We start from the raw sequence: 17,024 nt of genomic DNA, 5'->3' as shown, positions 1-17,024 counted from the left end.
TAACTCAATCGAGTTGGCCTTTTTTCGTATAGAAAAAGACATTTAAGGGAAAGTACGATAAAATAGAGAATAAGAATGTCTTAAAAATGTGTGTTCAAAAATGGTAATTTGCCTTTTTGAACATCGTAAAAGGATGTGGCGGATTTGAGTCAAAAAATATTAGTTGTAGATGATGAACAACCAATTGCAGATATATTGAAATTCAACTTAGAAAAAGAAGGTTATCAAGTAGTTTGTGCGTATGATGGTGACGAAGCAATTGAACTTGCGGAAACAGAAAAACCAGATTTGGTTTTATTAGACATCATGTTACCTGGTAAAGACGGAAATGAAGTATGTAGAGAAATTCGTAAAACACAATCAATGCCAATTATCATGCTTACTGCTAAGGATTCAGAAATTGATAAGGTTTTAGGGCTTGAGCTTGGAGCGGATGATTATGTGACAAAGCCTTTTAGCAACCGTGAACTTGTAGCACGTGTGAAAGCTAATTTGCGTCGTCAACAAAACGTTCCAGACGACTCGGTGAAAACAACAAAAGATATTGTAATCGGAAGTTTAGTCATTCACCCTGATGCTTATGCGGTAACACGTGATGGTGACCAGGTGGAACTAACACACCGTGAATTCGAGCTTCTACATTATTTAGCTAGACATATTGGTCAAGTCATGACCCGTGAACATTTACTAGAAACGGTTTGGGGCTATGACTATTATGGTGATGTCCGAACAGTAGACGTAACCGTGCGTCGTTTACGCGAAAAAATTGAAGAAAGTCCAAGTAATCCAAGTTGGATCGTAACACGTCGAGGTGTTGGGTATTATTTACGTAATCCTGAGCAGGAGTAGGTTTTTATGAAAAAAGTAGGCTTTTTCCGGTCAATACAATTAAAGTTTATAATAATCTTTATTCTACTGTTGCTAGTGGCGATTCAAGTTATTGGATCTTATTTCGTGGACAATTTAGAACAAAAGCTAACGGAAAGTTTCAAGGATTCAGTGGAGGACCGGGTAGGCTATTTAAAGGTCAATCTTGAACAAATTTTTATGAAAGAGAGAATTGAAGGCGAAGGGGAAATGACTCTTCAAGAAGAAGTGAATAATTTTGTACAAGATGTTGATACCGATGATATTACAAGTATACAAGTAGTTGATCTACAAGGTCGTATACTTGGGACAAATGACTTTAGACTGTACGACAGGATTGGAAAGAAGTCATCCGAAGATCTTATATCTAAGGTCTTATTATTTGCTGGAAGTGCTGATTATGATAAACGTTTAAGTGCAGATAATACGCGATATTATATAGGAGCAGTGGCACTGAAGGATAGCGCGGGAGAAACGATGGGTGCGATTTACATTGAGTCTTCCATGGAGGATGTTTACAATCAGCTGAAGGAAATCAACAAAATCTTTTTACAAGGATCGATTTGGGCAGTTTCCGTTTCTGCGTTAATCGGTGTATTAATTGCCCGAACAATTACCAAGCCAATCAAAGAAATGCGTAGACAAGCTCAAACAATGGCAAGAGGAGACTTTTCTCAGAAAGTTAACGTTTATAGCACTGATGAGATTGGGAATCTTGCTGAAACGTTCAATGATCTAAACGATAAATTGAGACATTCTCAAGCCACTACTGAAGAAGAACGGCGAAAGTTAAGCTCTGTTCTTTCGAATATGTCAGATGGGGTTATCGCTACAGATAGTAAAGGTGCGGTAACACTGATGAATGACGCTGCTGCAGTGCTTATTGGACAAGACCCAGACGATATTAGGGGAAGTTTCCTACTAGATGTCCTACAGTTAAGTGATAAAGTAGTAGATATTTCAGAGCTGCAGGATACTGGATCATTAATTATTGATTTTAGTGAGGATGATGAGATCTTCCTGATTCGGGCTAACTTTTCGATTATTTTAGATGAGTATGAGGAAATTAGTGGATTTATTACGGTTATTAGTGATGTAACCGAACAAGAAAAAGTAGAGCAAGAGCGACGTGAATTTGTTTCGAATGTATCACATGAGCTCAGAACACCATTAACAACAATGCGCAGTTATATAGAAGCACTGACAGAAGGTGCGTGGGAAAACAAAGATATTGCACCTAAATTCTTAAGTGTTACCCAAAATGAAACAGAGCGCATGATTCGAATGGTTAATGATTTGTTGCAACTATCGAAAATGGATCATAAGGATTATGGGTTGCATAAAGAACGGACTGATTTTATCGGATATATGCACCATATTGTTGATCGTTTTGATATGAACGTATCTGAGAAAATCAATTTGATTCGTGATCTTCCCACAGGTCAATATTTTGTATACTTAGATAAAGATAAAATGACGCAAGTGTTGGATAACATCATATCGAACGCAGTTAAATATTCGCCAAATGGCGGTTCTATTCGGTTTAAGGTAGAAAAACAAAAATATCAACTAATTGTTAGTATTCAGGATGAGGGTCCTGGCATTGCATATGAAAAATTAGATAAAATTTTTGAACGTTTTTACCGTGCGGATAAAGCCCGTAATCGCAAGGTTGGTGGCACTGGTCTCGGACTGGCTATTGCAAAAGAATTGGTTGAGGCTCATCACGGTAAAATATGGGCGAAAAGCAAAGAAGGTAAAGGGACTACTATTCTCTTTACACTTCCGCTAATGAATAAGAAGCGGAGGAATGCATCGTGAAGTTTGAATCTGTTAAATCCTTAACATTAGCATTCTTAGTAGGTGTAAGCCTGCTGCTCACATTTGGTCTTTGGGATTACGAATATAATTCAACAGCTTTGGATAATAAACCAAAAAAAACTGTGGATATAGGTGGACAGGCCATCGATAATGTTCGAGAATTAATCCAACCTGGCGAAATTAAGTTTCATATTGGGGATGAACATTATCAGCCTGAAAGACCGGCTCAACAAGAGACCTACTTTTTAGATACACTGTACCAAGATATGAGTTCATGGAAGCTCTATGACTTTCAACAGGTGGAAAAGCAAAATGATTTTAGTAATAACTTTATTCATGCGACGATAACCTTTCCGGAATCAATTCCAGTCGACTTGCTACCATCGTTGTTCAGGTTTACCAATTTTGAAACTGAAGTACCACAAAGTTGGTTTTTTAACAACATTACGTTAACGTTTAATGAGAAATTTAAAGAAATGAAACTGTGGTTTATTTTGGATAACCAACAACAAGCTGTTGCAACTGTAAACAATGAAAGTAAATATAACTTGGTAATGAACTTTATTTCGAATGAAAAAAATCTTCAACCACTCGTTTTATTTGAAAAAGGGCAAGAACCGATTTATATTCCGGCGAACAGTGAAATGCTCGAAACACACCGGACAGTTGAGCGAATAGAGACTGATAAGATAGTAGATGCATTGTTCCCCACAATCGTCGACAGGGCAGGAAACCATTTTAATGACGGCATCAGAACAATGGAATTATTAGACGAAGGACAGAGCATACGCTTTATTAATCCATCACAAACGGATACCGTTTCTATTAATAAACAACAGCTAGTGGAATGGAGCATGAGTAACATTAGTGATCACCAAGGATGGACCGATGATTACCACCTCTTTAATATTGATCTTAATTCCAATTCAATTCAGTATCGCATGTATTATAAAGGATACCCTGTATTTGGTGATGATTCGCTAACAACCATTTATCAACAATGGCGTAGTATAACACAACTTTATGAGTATCGACGACCGTTAGTTAATCTAATGAGTGATATAAGTAAAGAAAAAGTTGAATTAAAATCAGCAGAGGAGCTAATTTCATATCTGACTACAGAATTCGCAAAAGAAAACAAACTAGAAGACATTCAAGATATTAAATTAGGCTATCGATACTATAATAAGAACGAAGATACCTCTTTTTCGGTAGCATTGGAACCATCATGGTATGTACAGGTGGACAATGAATGGAATCGTATTGACTTCATGCCAATAGAACAAGAGATAGGAGGGGCAAAGGATGCAATGGACGCAAATTAAAACACTATTTATTCTTTGCTTCCTTATCTTAGATATCTATTTACTCGTTCAATTTGTTCAAAAACAGGATGAGGAAAATATACGAACCCTAAATGAAGGGCAGGAGCTGTCCATTGAACAAAATCTTAAAGCAGAAAATATAACGATAACTGCTGAGGATCCTCCAAAGGTAAAATTAAATGAAGCGTATATTTCTGTAAAACAACAGATTTATACAGAGGATAGTATTGCAATGGTTATGGGTGCAGAAAATCAAGAAACTGCTGTAATCGATAAGGAATTTGTTATTTCTAGGTTAAAGGAAACCATCCAAATACCAGAGGATGCAAAAGACGGTGAAATTGAGACATTGGTAAAAAGTAAATTAAAAATCATTTCACCGGGTGATTACAAGTTCTGGGATTGGAACAAGGAATTCAATATTTTGGTTTTCTTTCAGGAAAAGTATGATTTACCAATCTATTATAACCAGAATGGCTTAATTCTCGTTTTTTTAAACGATGAAAATGAAATCAGTTTTTATACGCAATCCATGCTTGGTGATGTAACAAATACAGTATCTATGGATAATTTGTCGCAAGCGATACAAGCAATTAATAAGCTATATCAGGAGAACGAATTGAACCCAGATGAAGAAGTGACAAATGTTGATCTAGGCTACTACACACGAATTACGCTGGAGGATGCAAAACAGGTATTTGCTCAAACGTGGAAGATAACGATAGATGACAAGCAGAGCTACTTTGTTAATGCGCTTGAAGCATATATTTTTCCAAGTAACGACAAGGCATTTTTGCAGGAAACAATCGAGAGTATTATAGAAAAAGTTAACACCATTTCAGGTAATAAGGATTTGAAAGAGTACTTTTTAAGTCTTTTAACCAAACGAACGGAAGCAGCGAATCGGAGTGAAACAGAATGACGTTACGTTTTAGTGTATTAGCATCGGGCAGTACGGGGAATGCTTTTTATATTGAATCAGAAAAAGAAAAGCTTTTAGTCGATGCAGGTTTAAGCGGTAAACAAATGGACAGGCTATTAGGAGAAGTGCGTGTTGATCCTACTAAATTGACTGGCATATTGGTTACGCACGAGCATAGTGATCATATAAAAGGTCTAGGAATCATTGCGCGTAAATATAATTTACCTATCTACGCAAATGAAAAAACGTGGAAAGCAATGGAAGGGTCTATCGGTACGATTTCTTTAGATCAGAAATTTCATTTTGGTATGGAAGAAGTAAAAACGTTTAGCGATATGGATGTAGAGTCGTTTGGTGTTTCGCACGATGCAGCCGAACCGATGTTTTATACATTCCATCATGACAATAAAAAAGTTGCATTAGTAACGGACCTTGGTTATGTGTCGGATCGCATTAAAAAAACTGTGGAGGATGCAGATGCGTATATCTTTGAGGCAAATCATGATGTAGGTATGCTTCAAATGGGGAGGTACCCATGGAATGTAAAGCGTCGTATTCTTGGAGACTCAGGGCATGTTTCGAATGAAGATTGTGGCTTAGCGCTTTATGATATTATTGGAAATCGCACAAAACGTATTTATTTGGCGCATTTAAGTCAAGATAATAATATGAAAGACCTAGCCCGGATGTCGGTTAGCAATATGCTGGAGGAACGTGGTGTGCAGGTTGGTAAAACCGTAAATATTATGGATACTGACCCTAAAACTGCTACTGATCTATACGAGGTGGGCTAGGCGCTGTAAAAACGAAAGGAATGATCGGATGGACGATTTTTATAATCAATATCCACCACCAGAACGACGACCTAAGCGTAAAAAGAATTGGTTAGTGCCTGTTCTTATAGGTGTTGTTATTGGTGTCCTAGTCGTGATTATTGCCATGCCTTCATTATTGCAATCAAATATGCTTCCACAGACATGGATGAACGGAAATGAGAACCAGGATAATTTTATTCGTCAGGAATCAGGAAACAGTTATGTGAATGTGGATGTGTCCACCCAGGTTACAGATGTAGTTGATAAGGTGGCTCCGGCAGTCGTTGGTGTTATCAATATTCAACAACAGATGGAGTATTGGCAGGAACAAGAAAGTGAAGTCGGTACTGGTTCCGGAGTTATTTATAAAAAGGAAGACGGCTATGCATACGTGATTACCAATCATCATGTAGTCCAAGGTGCCGATACAGTGGAAGTTGTCTTATCCGATGATACGCACATAGAAGCAGAAATACTGGGTAGCGATTTATTTTCTGATCTTGCTGTTTTACGGATGGATGGCGAGCATGTTACACAGGTAATTGAAATGGGATCGTCTGAGAGTGTCAAAGTAGGTGAACCTGCAATTGCAATTGGAAATCCTTTGGGAATGCGGTTTTCTGGTTCCGTTACACAAGGAGTAATAAGTGGTAAGCAACGAACTGTTCCACAAGATTTTAATCAGGATGGGCGTGCAGATTGGCAAGCGGAAGTAATTCAAACGGATGCAGCCATTAACCCTGGTAACAGTGGTGGTGCTCTTATCAACATAAAAGGGCAGTTAATCGGAATTAATTCAATGAAAATTAACGAAACAGCTGTTGAAGGAATCGGGTTCGCCATTCCTATTGATATTGCAAGACCACTCATACATGAATTAGAAACACAGGGAGAAATTACTCGACCATATTTAGGTGTAGAAATCTACTCGCTGGAGGAAGTACCACAATCAGAGTGGGATAGTACATTAAATCTTCCTGAAGGTGTAGAAGGCGGTGTCTACATCTGGAGTGTAGAAAAGTTATCCCCAGCTGACCAAGCAGGATTGGAACGTTTAGACGTTATTACACATGTGGACGGTCAAAAAATAATGAATATGATTGATTTGCGAAAAGTTCTTTATCAAGAAAAAGAAGTTGGAGATAATTTGAAAGTTACCTTCTATCGCAATGGTAAACAACAACAAACAACGATACGATTAGGTCAGCAACGTTAGTTTTTCAAACCACTTCCATACGGAGGTGGTTTTTTCATGAGAAAAATACGAACACTTGTGCATATGTGAATAAGTCTGTGGATAACTAAAAAAGAATGCAATACCAGCACGTTGGTATCACATTCCGTAATTTAGTAAGTTGGCTTTGTTAGGTTGCACGAAGGGAAGGTTATTTGCGGGACATAATTATTAAGTTTTTTGAGAAAATAACAGGCTTCAGGTAAATGGTGTTCTAAAAATCGAAGGGTAGTTTGATTAAGGACAGTATCATTTTTGTACATCGTAATAACGTCCTTAACAATTTGATTGAAGGCATTTACACTAACCGAAACTTCCCTAGCAAAATGCTCTTGTGCAGGAAAGCCAGGATATTTGAATCGCAAATAACCTTTCATTGCTTCATTTTTAACCATGTGTGCCTGAAATAAACTTTTTATTTTTCGTAGCTCCTCAACAAGAATCGTTTCAATGAGATCAAGCGCCTCTATTAGCAAAGCCGCGTGACCTAACTGATCCTCCAACCATAAATCAAGTAAATCGACTAAATGAAGTAGTGGTGGCTTTTCTCCTTTTACATAGTAACTTAGTTGGCGAAGGTATTCCTCGTTTTCATTTAAAGTACCGTTAAAATATGTTGGTGATAAATGAATAACTACCTCATTTGAAATCCGCAAACTTTGAATGTGACCTTCTAATGTGTAATAGCCGTGTGCAACTGGATATGCTTGTTGCGCGAATTGGATTGCGATATCTGACCCTGCATCAATTTGAGGATCTATTGTCGTTAATGTATTTCTTAATTGCTGAAACAGTTCGATGTATTTATTCGCTTCATTAAGTAACTGATCTTCCTCCGCCCCAAGAAAGTTACGAACAAATACTGCATGATCTTGTAATATTTCTAGCAAAAATTGATGTTCCTCCCAGACAGATATCTCCTTATTTCCCATAGCCTTCACTCCTTTTAACTCGTTAGTAAAAGATATGAGAAGAAGATCCTGAATAGTAGTATCCTACTTAAACTTTCTACCTCGCACATGATTAAATAGTAAAAGTAATAAGATCAACAATACAATATCAAGTCGAGCTTCATACAAAAATTGAAAAACTCCACTTGCTGTAAGAATAGGCAGCTTGGTAATAATAATGGCTGCAGCAATGATTACAATAAGCGGGATCGATGCTTCCTTTACATAAAATCCTCCAGCAATTAGCGCACCACAAACGATTTCTGTAACCGCCACAAGTAGAAGCAATGTAGCTGGAAAAGGCAAATCCAAGTTGCTAAATATCGTCTGAAATTGATCAAATAATAATTTTACAAGTCCGGTAATGATGAAGACATAGCCTACCGTGTAGCAAAGCCAGTTTGTTATTGGCATTCTCATGCATGTACACCTCCAGGTCATTTTGATTCATGTATATGCATAGGTTGGCCAAACATTCACAACTATTTTGGACAGGTAGTTGATTGGGAAGTTGAACTAGAATTGCTGAATTCCATCAAAAAAGCTATCCCCTTAACGCATTCAGAGGATAGCTCAAAATTACTTTGCAATTTCATCAATAATATACTGTGCTACAGCATCAATTTCTTCTTCTGATAATTGACCTTCAAAAGCTGGCATACCGCCGCCACCTTTTTTAATTTGTTCTACTACAGCAGCTTTATCTGTACTACTTTGAAGGCTTGGACCACTACCGCCAGCACCATTAGCTGCGTGACAGGACATACAGTTATTCTCATAAATTGCTTTACCATCTACAGCTTCTGTAGCAGTACCGCCTTCTTCTTGACCTGCTTGCTCATCGGTAGCTTCTTCATTTCCACCACCGCCACCACAAGCTGTAACCACTACAATTAATAGCAGTAACATAAAGGTGAGAAGGAATCCCTTTTTACTTTTCAATGGTATCACTCCTTTTTCATAATTGTTATTAATTAGGTATTACCCCATTACTATTATTTCTAAAAGCGTTTTTGCCTATCCATTTATTTTCGAATTAGTCGGAAAGCCTTCCTGTTGCCATTCGACAGAATTAGACTTATAATTTGCTTTATGAAACAAAAGAAAAGGAAGTGCACCACGTGATTAAACGTTTTTTCTCGTATTATAAACCGCATAAGCGACTGTTTATTATAGATTTTAGCTGCGCAGTAGTTGTTGCACTGCTTGAATTAGCCTTTCCAGTTGCTGTACAAAAATTTATCGATAAGCTTTTGCCGAGTAGTAACTGGGATGTCATCGTACTTGTTAGTGTTGGGCTTTTATTGATCTACCTACTCAGTACTTTTTTACAATATATTGTTACATATTGGGGTCACAAGTTAGGTGTTAACATCGAGACGGACATGCGCCAACACCTATTTAATCATGTTCAGTTACAATCATTTCGATTTTTTGATAATACGAAAACCGGACATATTATGAGCCGGATTACGAATGACCTATTTGATATTGGCGAACTTGCCCATCATGGGCCAGAGGACTTTTTCATCGCTATCATGACATTTATTGGTGCGTTTTGGATTATGTTCACCGTTAATGTGAAGCTAACATTAATTATATTAATCGTTGTGCCAATTTTAATTTGGTTGATCACGTTTAGTAATATAAAGATGAACGCTGCGTGGAAGCGGATGTACAAGGATATTGCAGAGGTTAACGCACGTGTGGAGGATGCTGTTTCAGGTGTACGAGTTGTGCAATCTTTTACAAATGAAAAGCACGAAATGGCACGTTTTACAAAAGACAACTATAGCTTCCGAGCTGCTAAAATTACGGCGTATAGAGTGATGGCTTTCGTACATTCTAATATTTATATGATGATGCGTTTAATTGTCTTAGTTGTACTTGTAGTTGGTTCGTGGTTAAATTTCCAGGGTGAAATTTCAAATGGTGACTTGGTTGCCTTTATTTTATATACGAATGTACTTTTTAAACCGATTGAAAAAATTAGTGCACTACTTGAGTTATATCCAAAAGGAATGGCCGGATTCAAGCGCTTCACTGACTTATTAGATGTTGCGCCGGAAGTAGTAAATCGCGAGGGTGCAGAAGAAATCAAATCGCTACGAGGCGATATTACGTTTGACCATGTCACTTTCGGTTATGAAAAAACACAAGCACCAGTTTTAAACGACTTGAGTTTTTCAGTAAATGCTGGTGAAACGATAGCCTTCGTTGGACCATCCGGGGCTGGTAAAACAACCATTTGCTCATTAATCCCAAGATTTTATGATGTAGAGGAAGGTAGCATTAAGATTGATGGTATCGATCTGCGTGACATGACAAAGGAATCACTGCGCCACCAAATCGGAATTGTGCAGCAGGATGTTTTCCTATTTACTGGTACGCTACGTGAGAACATTGCATACGGTCGACTGGATGCAACAGATGAAGAAATCAAACAAGCTGCTAAAGCGGCACATATGGAAGAATTCATAAAAGAATTGCCGCATGGCTATGAAACGCAAGTTGGTGAGCGAGGACTGAAACTTTCTGGTGGTCAAAAACAACGGATCGCAATTGCACGGATGTTTTTGAAAAACCCTCCAATTTTGATTTTGGACGAAGCAACATCAGCACTTGATACAGAAACAGAAATGATTATTCAAAAAGCGTTAACAGAGCTAGCAAAAGACCGTACAACTTTGGTCATCGCCCATCGTTTGGCGACTATCAAGAACGCTGATCGCATCATGGTAGTGACCAAGGAAGGCATTGCAGAACAAGGAAACCATGATGAATTGATTGAAAAAGACGGCATATTTGCTAATCTGCATAAGGTACAGATGACGTAGAACTCAGCTTAGTGGCTGGGTTCTTTTTTTGTGTAAAGTGCTAAGAAAATCCTGATAAAATTGTGGTTTTTCCTGATAAACGAAAAAAGTTCCCGATAAATATGTCAAAGTTCCCGAGAAATGTAAAGAAGTTGCTGATAAATATAAGAAACCTACTGATAAATTATCCCTACCCCGTTAAACAGGTCTATGTCAGACGATAAATAATCCGAAATATTATAATAATCAAGTTAAATTCATGTTAAAATAGAATTAATATAAAACGCACGTATAAGGAGGATCGCATCAATGAATAACTTCAACTTTTTCTCGTTTGTATTATTTCTTTTATTTGTTGTATTGTTCGTTCTAATGGGAAGCGGCTTTACGTTTTGGTCACTTGGAAAAGTCGTTATTATTGTGATGGCCATTTTCCCGATTATTGGGTTTCTTTTAGCCCTTAAGGGTTCAGGATGGACAAAATGGTTACTTATGTTACTAAACCTGGTTGCATTCGGATCGATTGTATATATTTTATTACTTGCGTTTGGAATCGGTGAGGCATAACAGATAATGGAGGAATTCTGATGGACGATAAAACGAAAATCTATATTGGTTTATTCGGCTCATTATTACTAGTTCTTGTCGGGCTATACCGCCTCTTGTTTGAGGAGTTAAACATAACTGCCACTGTCGTTTCTGTTATTTTTTTCCTATCTGGAATGATTGGTGCTATTGGAAACACATATAAATTAAGAAAGGCAGATTCCTAATATGATATTTGGAGAAAAAATCAAGGGATTGAATTATCGCGTTAGAAAAGGGGTTTATGCTGTAATTCTTGATTCATCAAAGGATAATGTAGCTATAATTCGTGGTTCAAGAGGTAAATATTTTTTACCTGGTGGTGGAATGGAACAAAACGAAGAACATCCAGAGTGCCTAGAAAGAGAGCTACTAGAGGAGACAGGATACGAAATAGAAATGGGTACATATATAGGGCGTGCACAGCGTTACTTACTACATTCTACTACACAAGAACCGATCTTAATTGATGGGTACTTCTATTTTGCACAGCTTAAAGGTAAAATTCAAGAGCCTGTTGAGGATGATCACTTTTTGGAATGGCACACTGTAGAAAAAGCTTTGCAGTTACTTGAAAATGACAATCAAGTATGGGCAGTGAAAGAAGGATCATCGTGATTGTAGAAGTTGATGTAGACAAAAACTGCGACGCTTTAATTCAGCTTTTATCCTACGCAACGTCTAATCCAGAACAAGCATATTCCGAATACAAAAAGTCTAAACATATGAATCTATTTTCTTATCAACAAGACGGTAATGCAATAGGATGTATCGGGATTGAATGGGAAAGCGATACGGAATGCGTAATTAAGCATATTGCTGTTTCACGTGAAACACGGGGGACAGGTATTGGGAGGAAGTTGTTTCAGTTTCTTTGCGAGCGCTATTCCCCTGATAAAATTACTGCGGAAACAGATAAAGATGCCGTGGATTTTTACCAGACACTTGGATTCAGAATTACAACGTTAGGTGAAAAATACCCTGGTGTGGAACGATTTCGATGTGAATACTTGGATGAAGGTGGTGACTAGATGGAAATTGAATTTGTATTAATTGCCATGGCTGTCGCATTGATAATTGCGTATTTGCTGCATCAGTTTCATAAAACAACATGGTAACACATCTTGGTGACAAGATTTTCACATACATTTCAATCGTATCCATCATATTGTTTCATCTCCAAAACTACCCCAAGCTCCTTCCACAACACAGAACTCACAAACACAATAAATGAAAAGAAGAACATTAATCATTTATTTATAACTGGCTTAAGTACAGAATACTGCTGCTTATTTATCGCAATTGCAGCATATGATCGAGGCTATAACATTTAAAAAGGAGGAGTTTTTTGATACCAATCATACTAACTAGTGTACTTCTCATTCTATTGATTATTTCGGTTTCAGTAACAATCAAAAAATATAAAAGTACTAATGTAACAGGAATAAAAAGCGTTTTAACCACAATGTGCTTTTACCTAGTTGGGTTAATTAATCTTGTGGGATACTGGTTTAACTTTTTTGGGTTAGTAACTTGGACTTTGTCAGTTGCGCTTATTTTAGTTGGTACCTATTTTACGAAGTATTTACCAAAGAAAAACGTAACTACTGAATAAAAAGGAGTGGTTATATGTACAAAAATAGTTTAAAAGTAAACTTAATTATTATGAGTGTATTGCTAATTGGGAGTGTAATAACGGCCATTATGAGCATCGAAAATAGACGAGGCATAATAGCTTGTTTTATCGGGTTATGGTGCATCTATTTGATTTATGGAATAATCGGGAACATCGTGGCTCATGTGAAGGAAAGGAAATATACTGGGACCAATAACTAGACTGACAGACTAGGTTTATCGATATAAATAAAAGAAATAAACCTGTTAATTTTTATAGGGGGAAGAATTTTGAAAAACAATTATCACTGGATCATTCCCATTTGTATCCTGTTATTTGGAATGATTTTCATGTACAAATTTACCGATGATGATGTAGCTAAATTTAGTGAAAGCGAAGGTGCAATCATAACGATTGAAGCAAAACCCAATTCTGAATATATGCATGCCTTTAAAAGTTTAGGATTGGGTACATTGTTTGACTTCTCTATTAACCTTCCTCAATCAAATAAATACTGGTTAACGATGTGGGTTGAAGGTTATAAGGATGGAGAGGAAATAGAACCAATTTTATTTAAAAGTGCTGGGGAAGTAAATCTTAAAAGTGAAGAAGATGTACATTTAGGATTCGGTATTTTAGATGTCGGAAAAAATGAACACGAATTACTCATGTATAGCCCAAGTGGAAGTAGTAGGCAATTCAGTACAGAGAGAAGTTTTTTGAATTCTAAAGGTGGTAGTACATGGGATTACGCAATAGGTAATGAAAAAGTCAGACTGAAACTGGGTGAATCTAAACTATTAGCCATATACAGGCAAGTGGGAAATTCCTTTAGAACATACAACCCACAAGACATAGAACAATTAAAGAAAATGATAGAGGAAGATGAAGCGGTTCTATTGTTCAAGATTAAGGTGGAAAGTAATTGGTGAAGTGGGATAATGAAAAGGAGGAATTGACACAGCCAGAGTGGTTTTGGTGGATAATTGGTACGTATCTTGTGGTGGAGTATGGTGCATTAATAACTTTAGCTTTGTTAGGGCATTCTCCAGCTAATTTACTAGATTTTGCAATGTCTATTATTTTTATTTATCCATTCTTTTTCTTTACGATGTTATGGATTTTACCTAAAAAAGATAAGTTCAACCTAACCACTATATTTTACTTACTTATCCCATTTTTATTATATATGCCAAATTTAATTTTGCTTTCGGAAATAGGGAATGAAATTTTTCAGTATTTGGGGGAATAAAACATGCCAACTCACGAAAAAGAAACAATCGTTAAAAAGTGGTTTGATGATATTTTTACACAGGGAGATTTGCAGGTCGTTGATGAAATTGCTGCTGAAGATATGGTGACATTCTCACAAGGTCATGATGAAGGCTTTGTTGGTAGGGATAATTTTAAAAATTGGTTGACTTGGTACCGAAATGCTTTTGTTGATAGCGAATGGATTGTAAATGACATGGTTGAAGAAGGAAATAAGATAGTTGCTAGGTACACCGGTTTCAGTACATACAAAGGCGGAATGCTTAAGATTCCATCTAAAAATCAACGAATTAAAGAAACTGGAATTATTATTTTTGAAATCGAGAACGGGAAAGTAGTTAAACAATGGTGTGAGATGAGTGATCTTCAGGTTGTTCAGCAACTAGGTGTGGAGTTTGGGGTTGAATGATTCTAGTAGTGTGAGGAGGAGTTTTAGGTTGTGACTAGATTATCTAATAGTAAGGATAGGAAATTCAAATGGCGTTATTTATTCTTGTTATTACTAGCATTAGTAATGTTCTACCTCATTCCAACACTAGCAAGTAATTATTCTTTTGATGAACGAAAAGCTGTAATGGAATCATTTCCGTACACAACGGGAGAAATAGTGTATGAACGAGAATATGGTGATAAAAGCGTATATATTTTAGAAACGGAGAATAGAAGCTATGTAAAGTTAATTGATCGTGTGTGGGGAGTAGTCTATAGGGCTAGTAGTGTTTCTGCTCTTGAAGCTGTGTCCGACGATAAAAAAATGCATTTATCCTGGAATGCTACACAACGAGATGATGGAGGGTATGATGTCTTATTCGCTGCTGAAATAATAGACGATGACATTGTAACGGTAGTTGTTAGTAATGATAAAAACTCTAAAAAAAGCAAAGAAATTTCCAAAGTAAAGCAGACTTCCTCGGTATTTATTCAGATGGAGGTTGTAGATGGGTATGCTGCTAATTATAGTAGGTTAGGTAATTCTAATATTGGTAACTTTGTTTTTCGTGGTATTAATTCCAAGGGAAAAGTTATTTCAATAGATTAATGTATTAGGTGGGTTGAAATTATGTACCGAATAGCAATCATTACCGATATTCATGGCAATATACATGCCTTGAAAGCAGTCATTAAGGACCTAAGAAATAAATCAATTGATCATATTTATTGTCTAGGGGATATGATTGGCATTGGTCCATTTTCAAATGAAGTATTTGAAGCATTATTGGAATTTGATAATATTTCTATGATTACCGGAAACCACGACGAAGCTGTTCTTACTGTAGTGAATAATGAACCCTATCCTCCAAGTAGACAGAATGTGATGCCGCACCATGAGTGGATAGCAGAACGAATGGAAAGGAAATATATTACGTATTTAAGCAATCTGCCGCGCATCATCAATAAAAACATTAATGGAGTAAAGCTTCACCTAATTCATTACCCAATGAGCCCTCTTTTACATAATGCACACCTATGCGAAGATCCTTTCGATCAATCGGGAATGCCTTCAGAAGAAAATTTCTCCTGTATCAGTGGCTTGGATGCGTATTCGTTAATTTCTTTTGGCCACGATCATAGTGAACATTATTTTACTTGTGATACAAAGACATTCTATAATCCAGGATCCCTTGGCTGCTTTAATCAACCATACGCTCGGTATGGAATAATTGATATAGATTACAATGGTTTTAAAGTAAACCAAAACTATGTGCCATATGATTTTGATTCGTTTGTAAAAGGTTTAAAAGAAACGGATATACCGAGGAAGGAAAGTGTGTTGGATATTTTTTATTAATAGAGATAACGATGTAAGCGGAACATTAAATAAATTACCAGTCGGAATAAGAATATATATAATTGATTGAAGGATAATCCATGTAAAATTTTTAGTAAAACGGGACTTTTCCAACGCTTAAACCGTCTAAAGATTACTAAACAAAAAAAGTAGGTGTTTATTATTGCTGCAACAAGAGAGAGATAGTGAAATCTTAGAAAAAACCACAGAAGAAATAATGCATTTTATTATGGATGCTTATGGGGAGGAAATCAAGAGATTAATTTTCACCTACGTGAAAAACCATGCGCAGACGGACGATATTTTTCAAGAATTCCTCATTAAAACTTTTAAAAGTCTAGAAAGCTTTCAAGCAAATTCCACCTTGAAAACTTGGCTATACAGAATCGCTATTAACAAGTGTAAAGATTATTTGCGTTCTCCGATCCACCGAATTATTCAGCTTAACGAACAGGCAAAAACCTCTAGAAGATAACATTCCATTGAACAAACCTCGTTAGAAAAGGAAAGGCAGGAAACAATTGCAAATGCTGTATTTGTCTTACCGATAAAATATCGTGAAGTAATTGTATTAAAGTTTTACAAAGATTTCAGTATCAGGGAAATTAGCCAATCACTAAATGTGAACGAATCTACAGTTAAAACAAGAATCATGCGTGGGAAAAGTAAGCTAAAAACGCTGTTGGAGGGTTACGATGTTGAATAAAAAAAATAAAAGTCTCGAAAAAGAAATTGACAACTACATTGGAAATGACCCTTTGCTAACGAAAAATGACAAAGATAAATTTTTTCAATGGTTTCAACAACAAAATGCAAATACGCTTCGTGGTAAATTATTCTATAGACTACTATCAATCATTATATTAATCGGCTTTGTAGCCATTCTGTATATAATTCTTGTATAGAACAATAAGTATTGATCAGCATTATTTTTATTACCACTCCAAACTTTTACTATTAATAAATTCTGACAATTTAATCTTATCTGAAACTTTTTGTTGTTTAAAACGTAT

22 protein-coding genes and 1 pseudogene are annotated in these 17,024 nt (G+C 36.5%); 20 read left to right on the top strand and 3 right to left on the bottom strand.

Annotated features, from left to right (window positions below; translation table 11 throughout):
* Window positions 1–144: 144 nt before the first annotated feature.
* From yycF to ACY9Z2_RS03490, 6 genes are read left to right on the top strand one after another with little or no spacing between them, the layout of a single operon-like run.
* Window positions 145–849, top strand: coding sequence for a response regulator YycF (gene yycF, locus ACY9Z2_RS03515; RefSeq protein WP_463608214.1), 705 nt, complete (start codon window positions 145–147; stop codon window positions 847–849).
* Between the two features lie 6 nt (window positions 850–855).
* On the top strand, window positions 856–2,688 hold the full coding sequence (gene walK / locus ACY9Z2_RS03510) for a cell wall metabolism sensor histidine kinase WalK (RefSeq protein WP_463608213.1): 1,833 nt from the start codon (window positions 856–858) through the stop codon (window positions 2,686–2,688).
* The gene (locus ACY9Z2_RS03505) at window positions 2,685–4,013 is read left to right on the top strand and encodes a YycH family regulatory protein (protein ID WP_463608212.1); all 1,329 of its coding nucleotides are present in this window, start codon (window positions 2,685–2,687) and stop codon (window positions 4,011–4,013) included. The genes walK and ACY9Z2_RS03505 overlap by 4 nt, the downstream gene beginning before the upstream one ends.
* Entirely contained in the window at window positions 3,994–4,935 is a 942-nt protein-coding gene (locus ACY9Z2_RS03500) for a two-component system regulatory protein YycI (protein ID WP_463608211.1), read from the top strand. Before ACY9Z2_RS03505 ends, ACY9Z2_RS03500 begins: the two co-directional genes overlap by 20 nt.
* Window positions 4,932–5,729: an MBL fold metallo-hydrolase gene (locus ACY9Z2_RS03495; protein ID WP_463608210.1), complete on the top strand. Its 798-nt coding sequence runs from the start codon at window positions 4,932–4,934 to the stop codon at window positions 5,727–5,729. The genes ACY9Z2_RS03500 and ACY9Z2_RS03495 overlap by 4 nt, the downstream gene beginning before the upstream one ends.
* Before the next feature lie 28 nt (window positions 5,730–5,757).
* Window positions 5,758–6,966 carry a S1C family serine protease gene (locus tag ACY9Z2_RS03490; protein WP_463608209.1) on the top strand — a complete coding sequence of 403 codons (1,209 nt, stop codon included), beginning with the start codon at window positions 5,758–5,760 and terminating at the stop codon, window positions 6,964–6,966.
* A gap of 131 nt (window positions 6,967–7,097) precedes the next feature.
* On the opposite strand, the gene ACY9Z2_RS03485 is transcribed toward ACY9Z2_RS03490, so the two are convergent.
* From ACY9Z2_RS03485 to ACY9Z2_RS03475, 3 genes are all read right to left on the bottom strand, one after another.
* Window positions 7,098–7,916 (bottom strand): DUF2935 domain-containing protein, encoded by an 819-nt coding sequence (locus ACY9Z2_RS03485; RefSeq protein ID WP_463608208.1) that lies wholly within the window; start codon window positions 7,914–7,916, stop codon window positions 7,098–7,100.
* A 63-nt stretch (window positions 7,917–7,979) separates the two neighbouring features.
* The gene (locus tag ACY9Z2_RS03480) at window positions 7,980–8,354 is read right to left on the bottom strand and encodes a DoxX family protein (protein ID WP_463608207.1); all 375 of its coding nucleotides are present in this window, start codon (window positions 8,352–8,354) and stop codon (window positions 7,980–7,982) included.
* Between the two features lie 159 nt (window positions 8,355–8,513).
* Window positions 8,514–8,876, bottom strand: a complete 363-nt coding sequence (locus ACY9Z2_RS03475; RefSeq protein ID WP_463608206.1) for a c-type cytochrome — start codon at window positions 8,874–8,876, stop codon at window positions 8,514–8,516.
* 179 nt (window positions 8,877–9,055) lie between these two features.
* On the opposite strand from ACY9Z2_RS03475, the gene ACY9Z2_RS03470 reads away from it, so the two are divergent.
* From ACY9Z2_RS03470 to ACY9Z2_RS03405, 14 genes and pseudogenes are all read left to right on the top strand, one after another.
* Window positions 9,056–10,771 carry an ABC transporter ATP-binding protein gene (locus ACY9Z2_RS03470; RefSeq protein ID WP_463608205.1) on the top strand — a complete coding sequence of 572 codons (1,716 nt, stop codon included), beginning with the start codon at window positions 9,056–9,058 and terminating at the stop codon, window positions 10,769–10,771.
* Between the two features lie 288 nt (window positions 10,772–11,059).
* Window positions 11,060–11,317, top strand: a complete 258-nt coding sequence (locus ACY9Z2_RS03465; RefSeq protein ID WP_463608204.1) for a hypothetical protein — start codon at window positions 11,060–11,062, stop codon at window positions 11,315–11,317.
* Window positions 11,318–11,337: 20 nt separating this feature from the next.
* The gene (locus ACY9Z2_RS03460; protein ID WP_463608203.1) at window positions 11,338–11,523 is read left to right on the top strand and encodes a hypothetical protein; all 186 of its coding nucleotides are present in this window, start codon (window positions 11,338–11,340) and stop codon (window positions 11,521–11,523) included.
* A gap of 1 nt (window position 11,524) precedes the next feature.
* Window positions 11,525–11,953: an NUDIX domain-containing protein gene (locus ACY9Z2_RS03455; RefSeq protein ID WP_463608202.1), complete on the top strand. Its 429-nt coding sequence runs from the start codon at window positions 11,525–11,527 to the stop codon at window positions 11,951–11,953.
* Window positions 11,950–12,366 carry a GNAT family N-acetyltransferase gene (locus ACY9Z2_RS03450; protein WP_463608201.1) on the top strand — a complete coding sequence of 139 codons (417 nt, stop codon included), beginning with the start codon at window positions 11,950–11,952 and terminating at the stop codon, window positions 12,364–12,366. Before ACY9Z2_RS03455 ends, ACY9Z2_RS03450 begins: the two co-directional genes overlap by 4 nt.
* 96 nt (window positions 12,367–12,462) lie before the next feature.
* A complete protein-coding gene (locus ACY9Z2_RS03445; protein ID WP_463608200.1) occupies window positions 12,463–12,669 on the top strand; it encodes an isochorismatase family protein in 207 nt (68 codons plus the stop codon).
* 14 nt (window positions 12,670–12,683) lie between these two features.
* Window positions 12,684–12,950, top strand: a complete 267-nt coding sequence (locus ACY9Z2_RS03440) for a hypothetical protein (protein WP_463608199.1) — start codon at window positions 12,684–12,686, stop codon at window positions 12,948–12,950.
* Window positions 12,951–13,240: 290 nt separating this feature from the next.
* Window positions 13,241–13,882, top strand: a complete 642-nt coding sequence (locus tag ACY9Z2_RS03435) for a hypothetical protein (protein ID WP_463608198.1) — start codon at window positions 13,241–13,243, stop codon at window positions 13,880–13,882.
* Window positions 13,876–14,202, top strand: coding sequence for a hypothetical protein (locus ACY9Z2_RS03430; RefSeq protein ID WP_463608197.1), 327 nt, complete (start codon window positions 13,876–13,878; stop codon window positions 14,200–14,202). Before ACY9Z2_RS03435 ends, ACY9Z2_RS03430 begins: the two co-directional genes overlap by 7 nt.
* Before the next feature lie 3 nt (window positions 14,203–14,205).
* Window positions 14,206–14,631, top strand: a complete 426-nt coding sequence (locus ACY9Z2_RS03425) for an ester cyclase (protein WP_463608196.1) — start codon at window positions 14,206–14,208, stop codon at window positions 14,629–14,631.
* Window positions 14,632–14,661: 30 nt separating this feature from the next.
* Window positions 14,662–15,261 (top strand): hypothetical protein, encoded by a 600-nt coding sequence (locus ACY9Z2_RS03420; RefSeq protein ID WP_463608195.1) that lies wholly within the window; start codon window positions 14,662–14,664, stop codon window positions 15,259–15,261.
* 21 nt (window positions 15,262–15,282) lie between these two features.
* Window positions 15,283–16,011: a metallophosphoesterase family protein gene (locus ACY9Z2_RS03415; protein ID WP_463608194.1), complete on the top strand. Its 729-nt coding sequence runs from the start codon at window positions 15,283–15,285 to the stop codon at window positions 16,009–16,011.
* 217 nt (window positions 16,012–16,228) lie between these two features.
* A pseudogene (locus ACY9Z2_RS03410) lies at window positions 16,229–16,717 on the top strand (sigma-70 family RNA polymerase sigma factor).
* The gene (locus tag ACY9Z2_RS03405; protein ID WP_463608193.1) at window positions 16,707–16,916 is read left to right on the top strand and encodes a hypothetical protein; all 210 of its coding nucleotides are present in this window, start codon (window positions 16,707–16,709) and stop codon (window positions 16,914–16,916) included. Before ACY9Z2_RS03410 ends, ACY9Z2_RS03405 begins: the two are co-directional and overlap by 11 nt.
* The last annotated feature ends 108 nt before the right edge of the window (window positions 16,917–17,024 follow it).

It is taken from the genome of Virgibacillus sp. GM2-2 (assembly GCF_055329585.1).
This window is presented reverse-complemented; position numbering and strand designations above follow the sequence as displayed.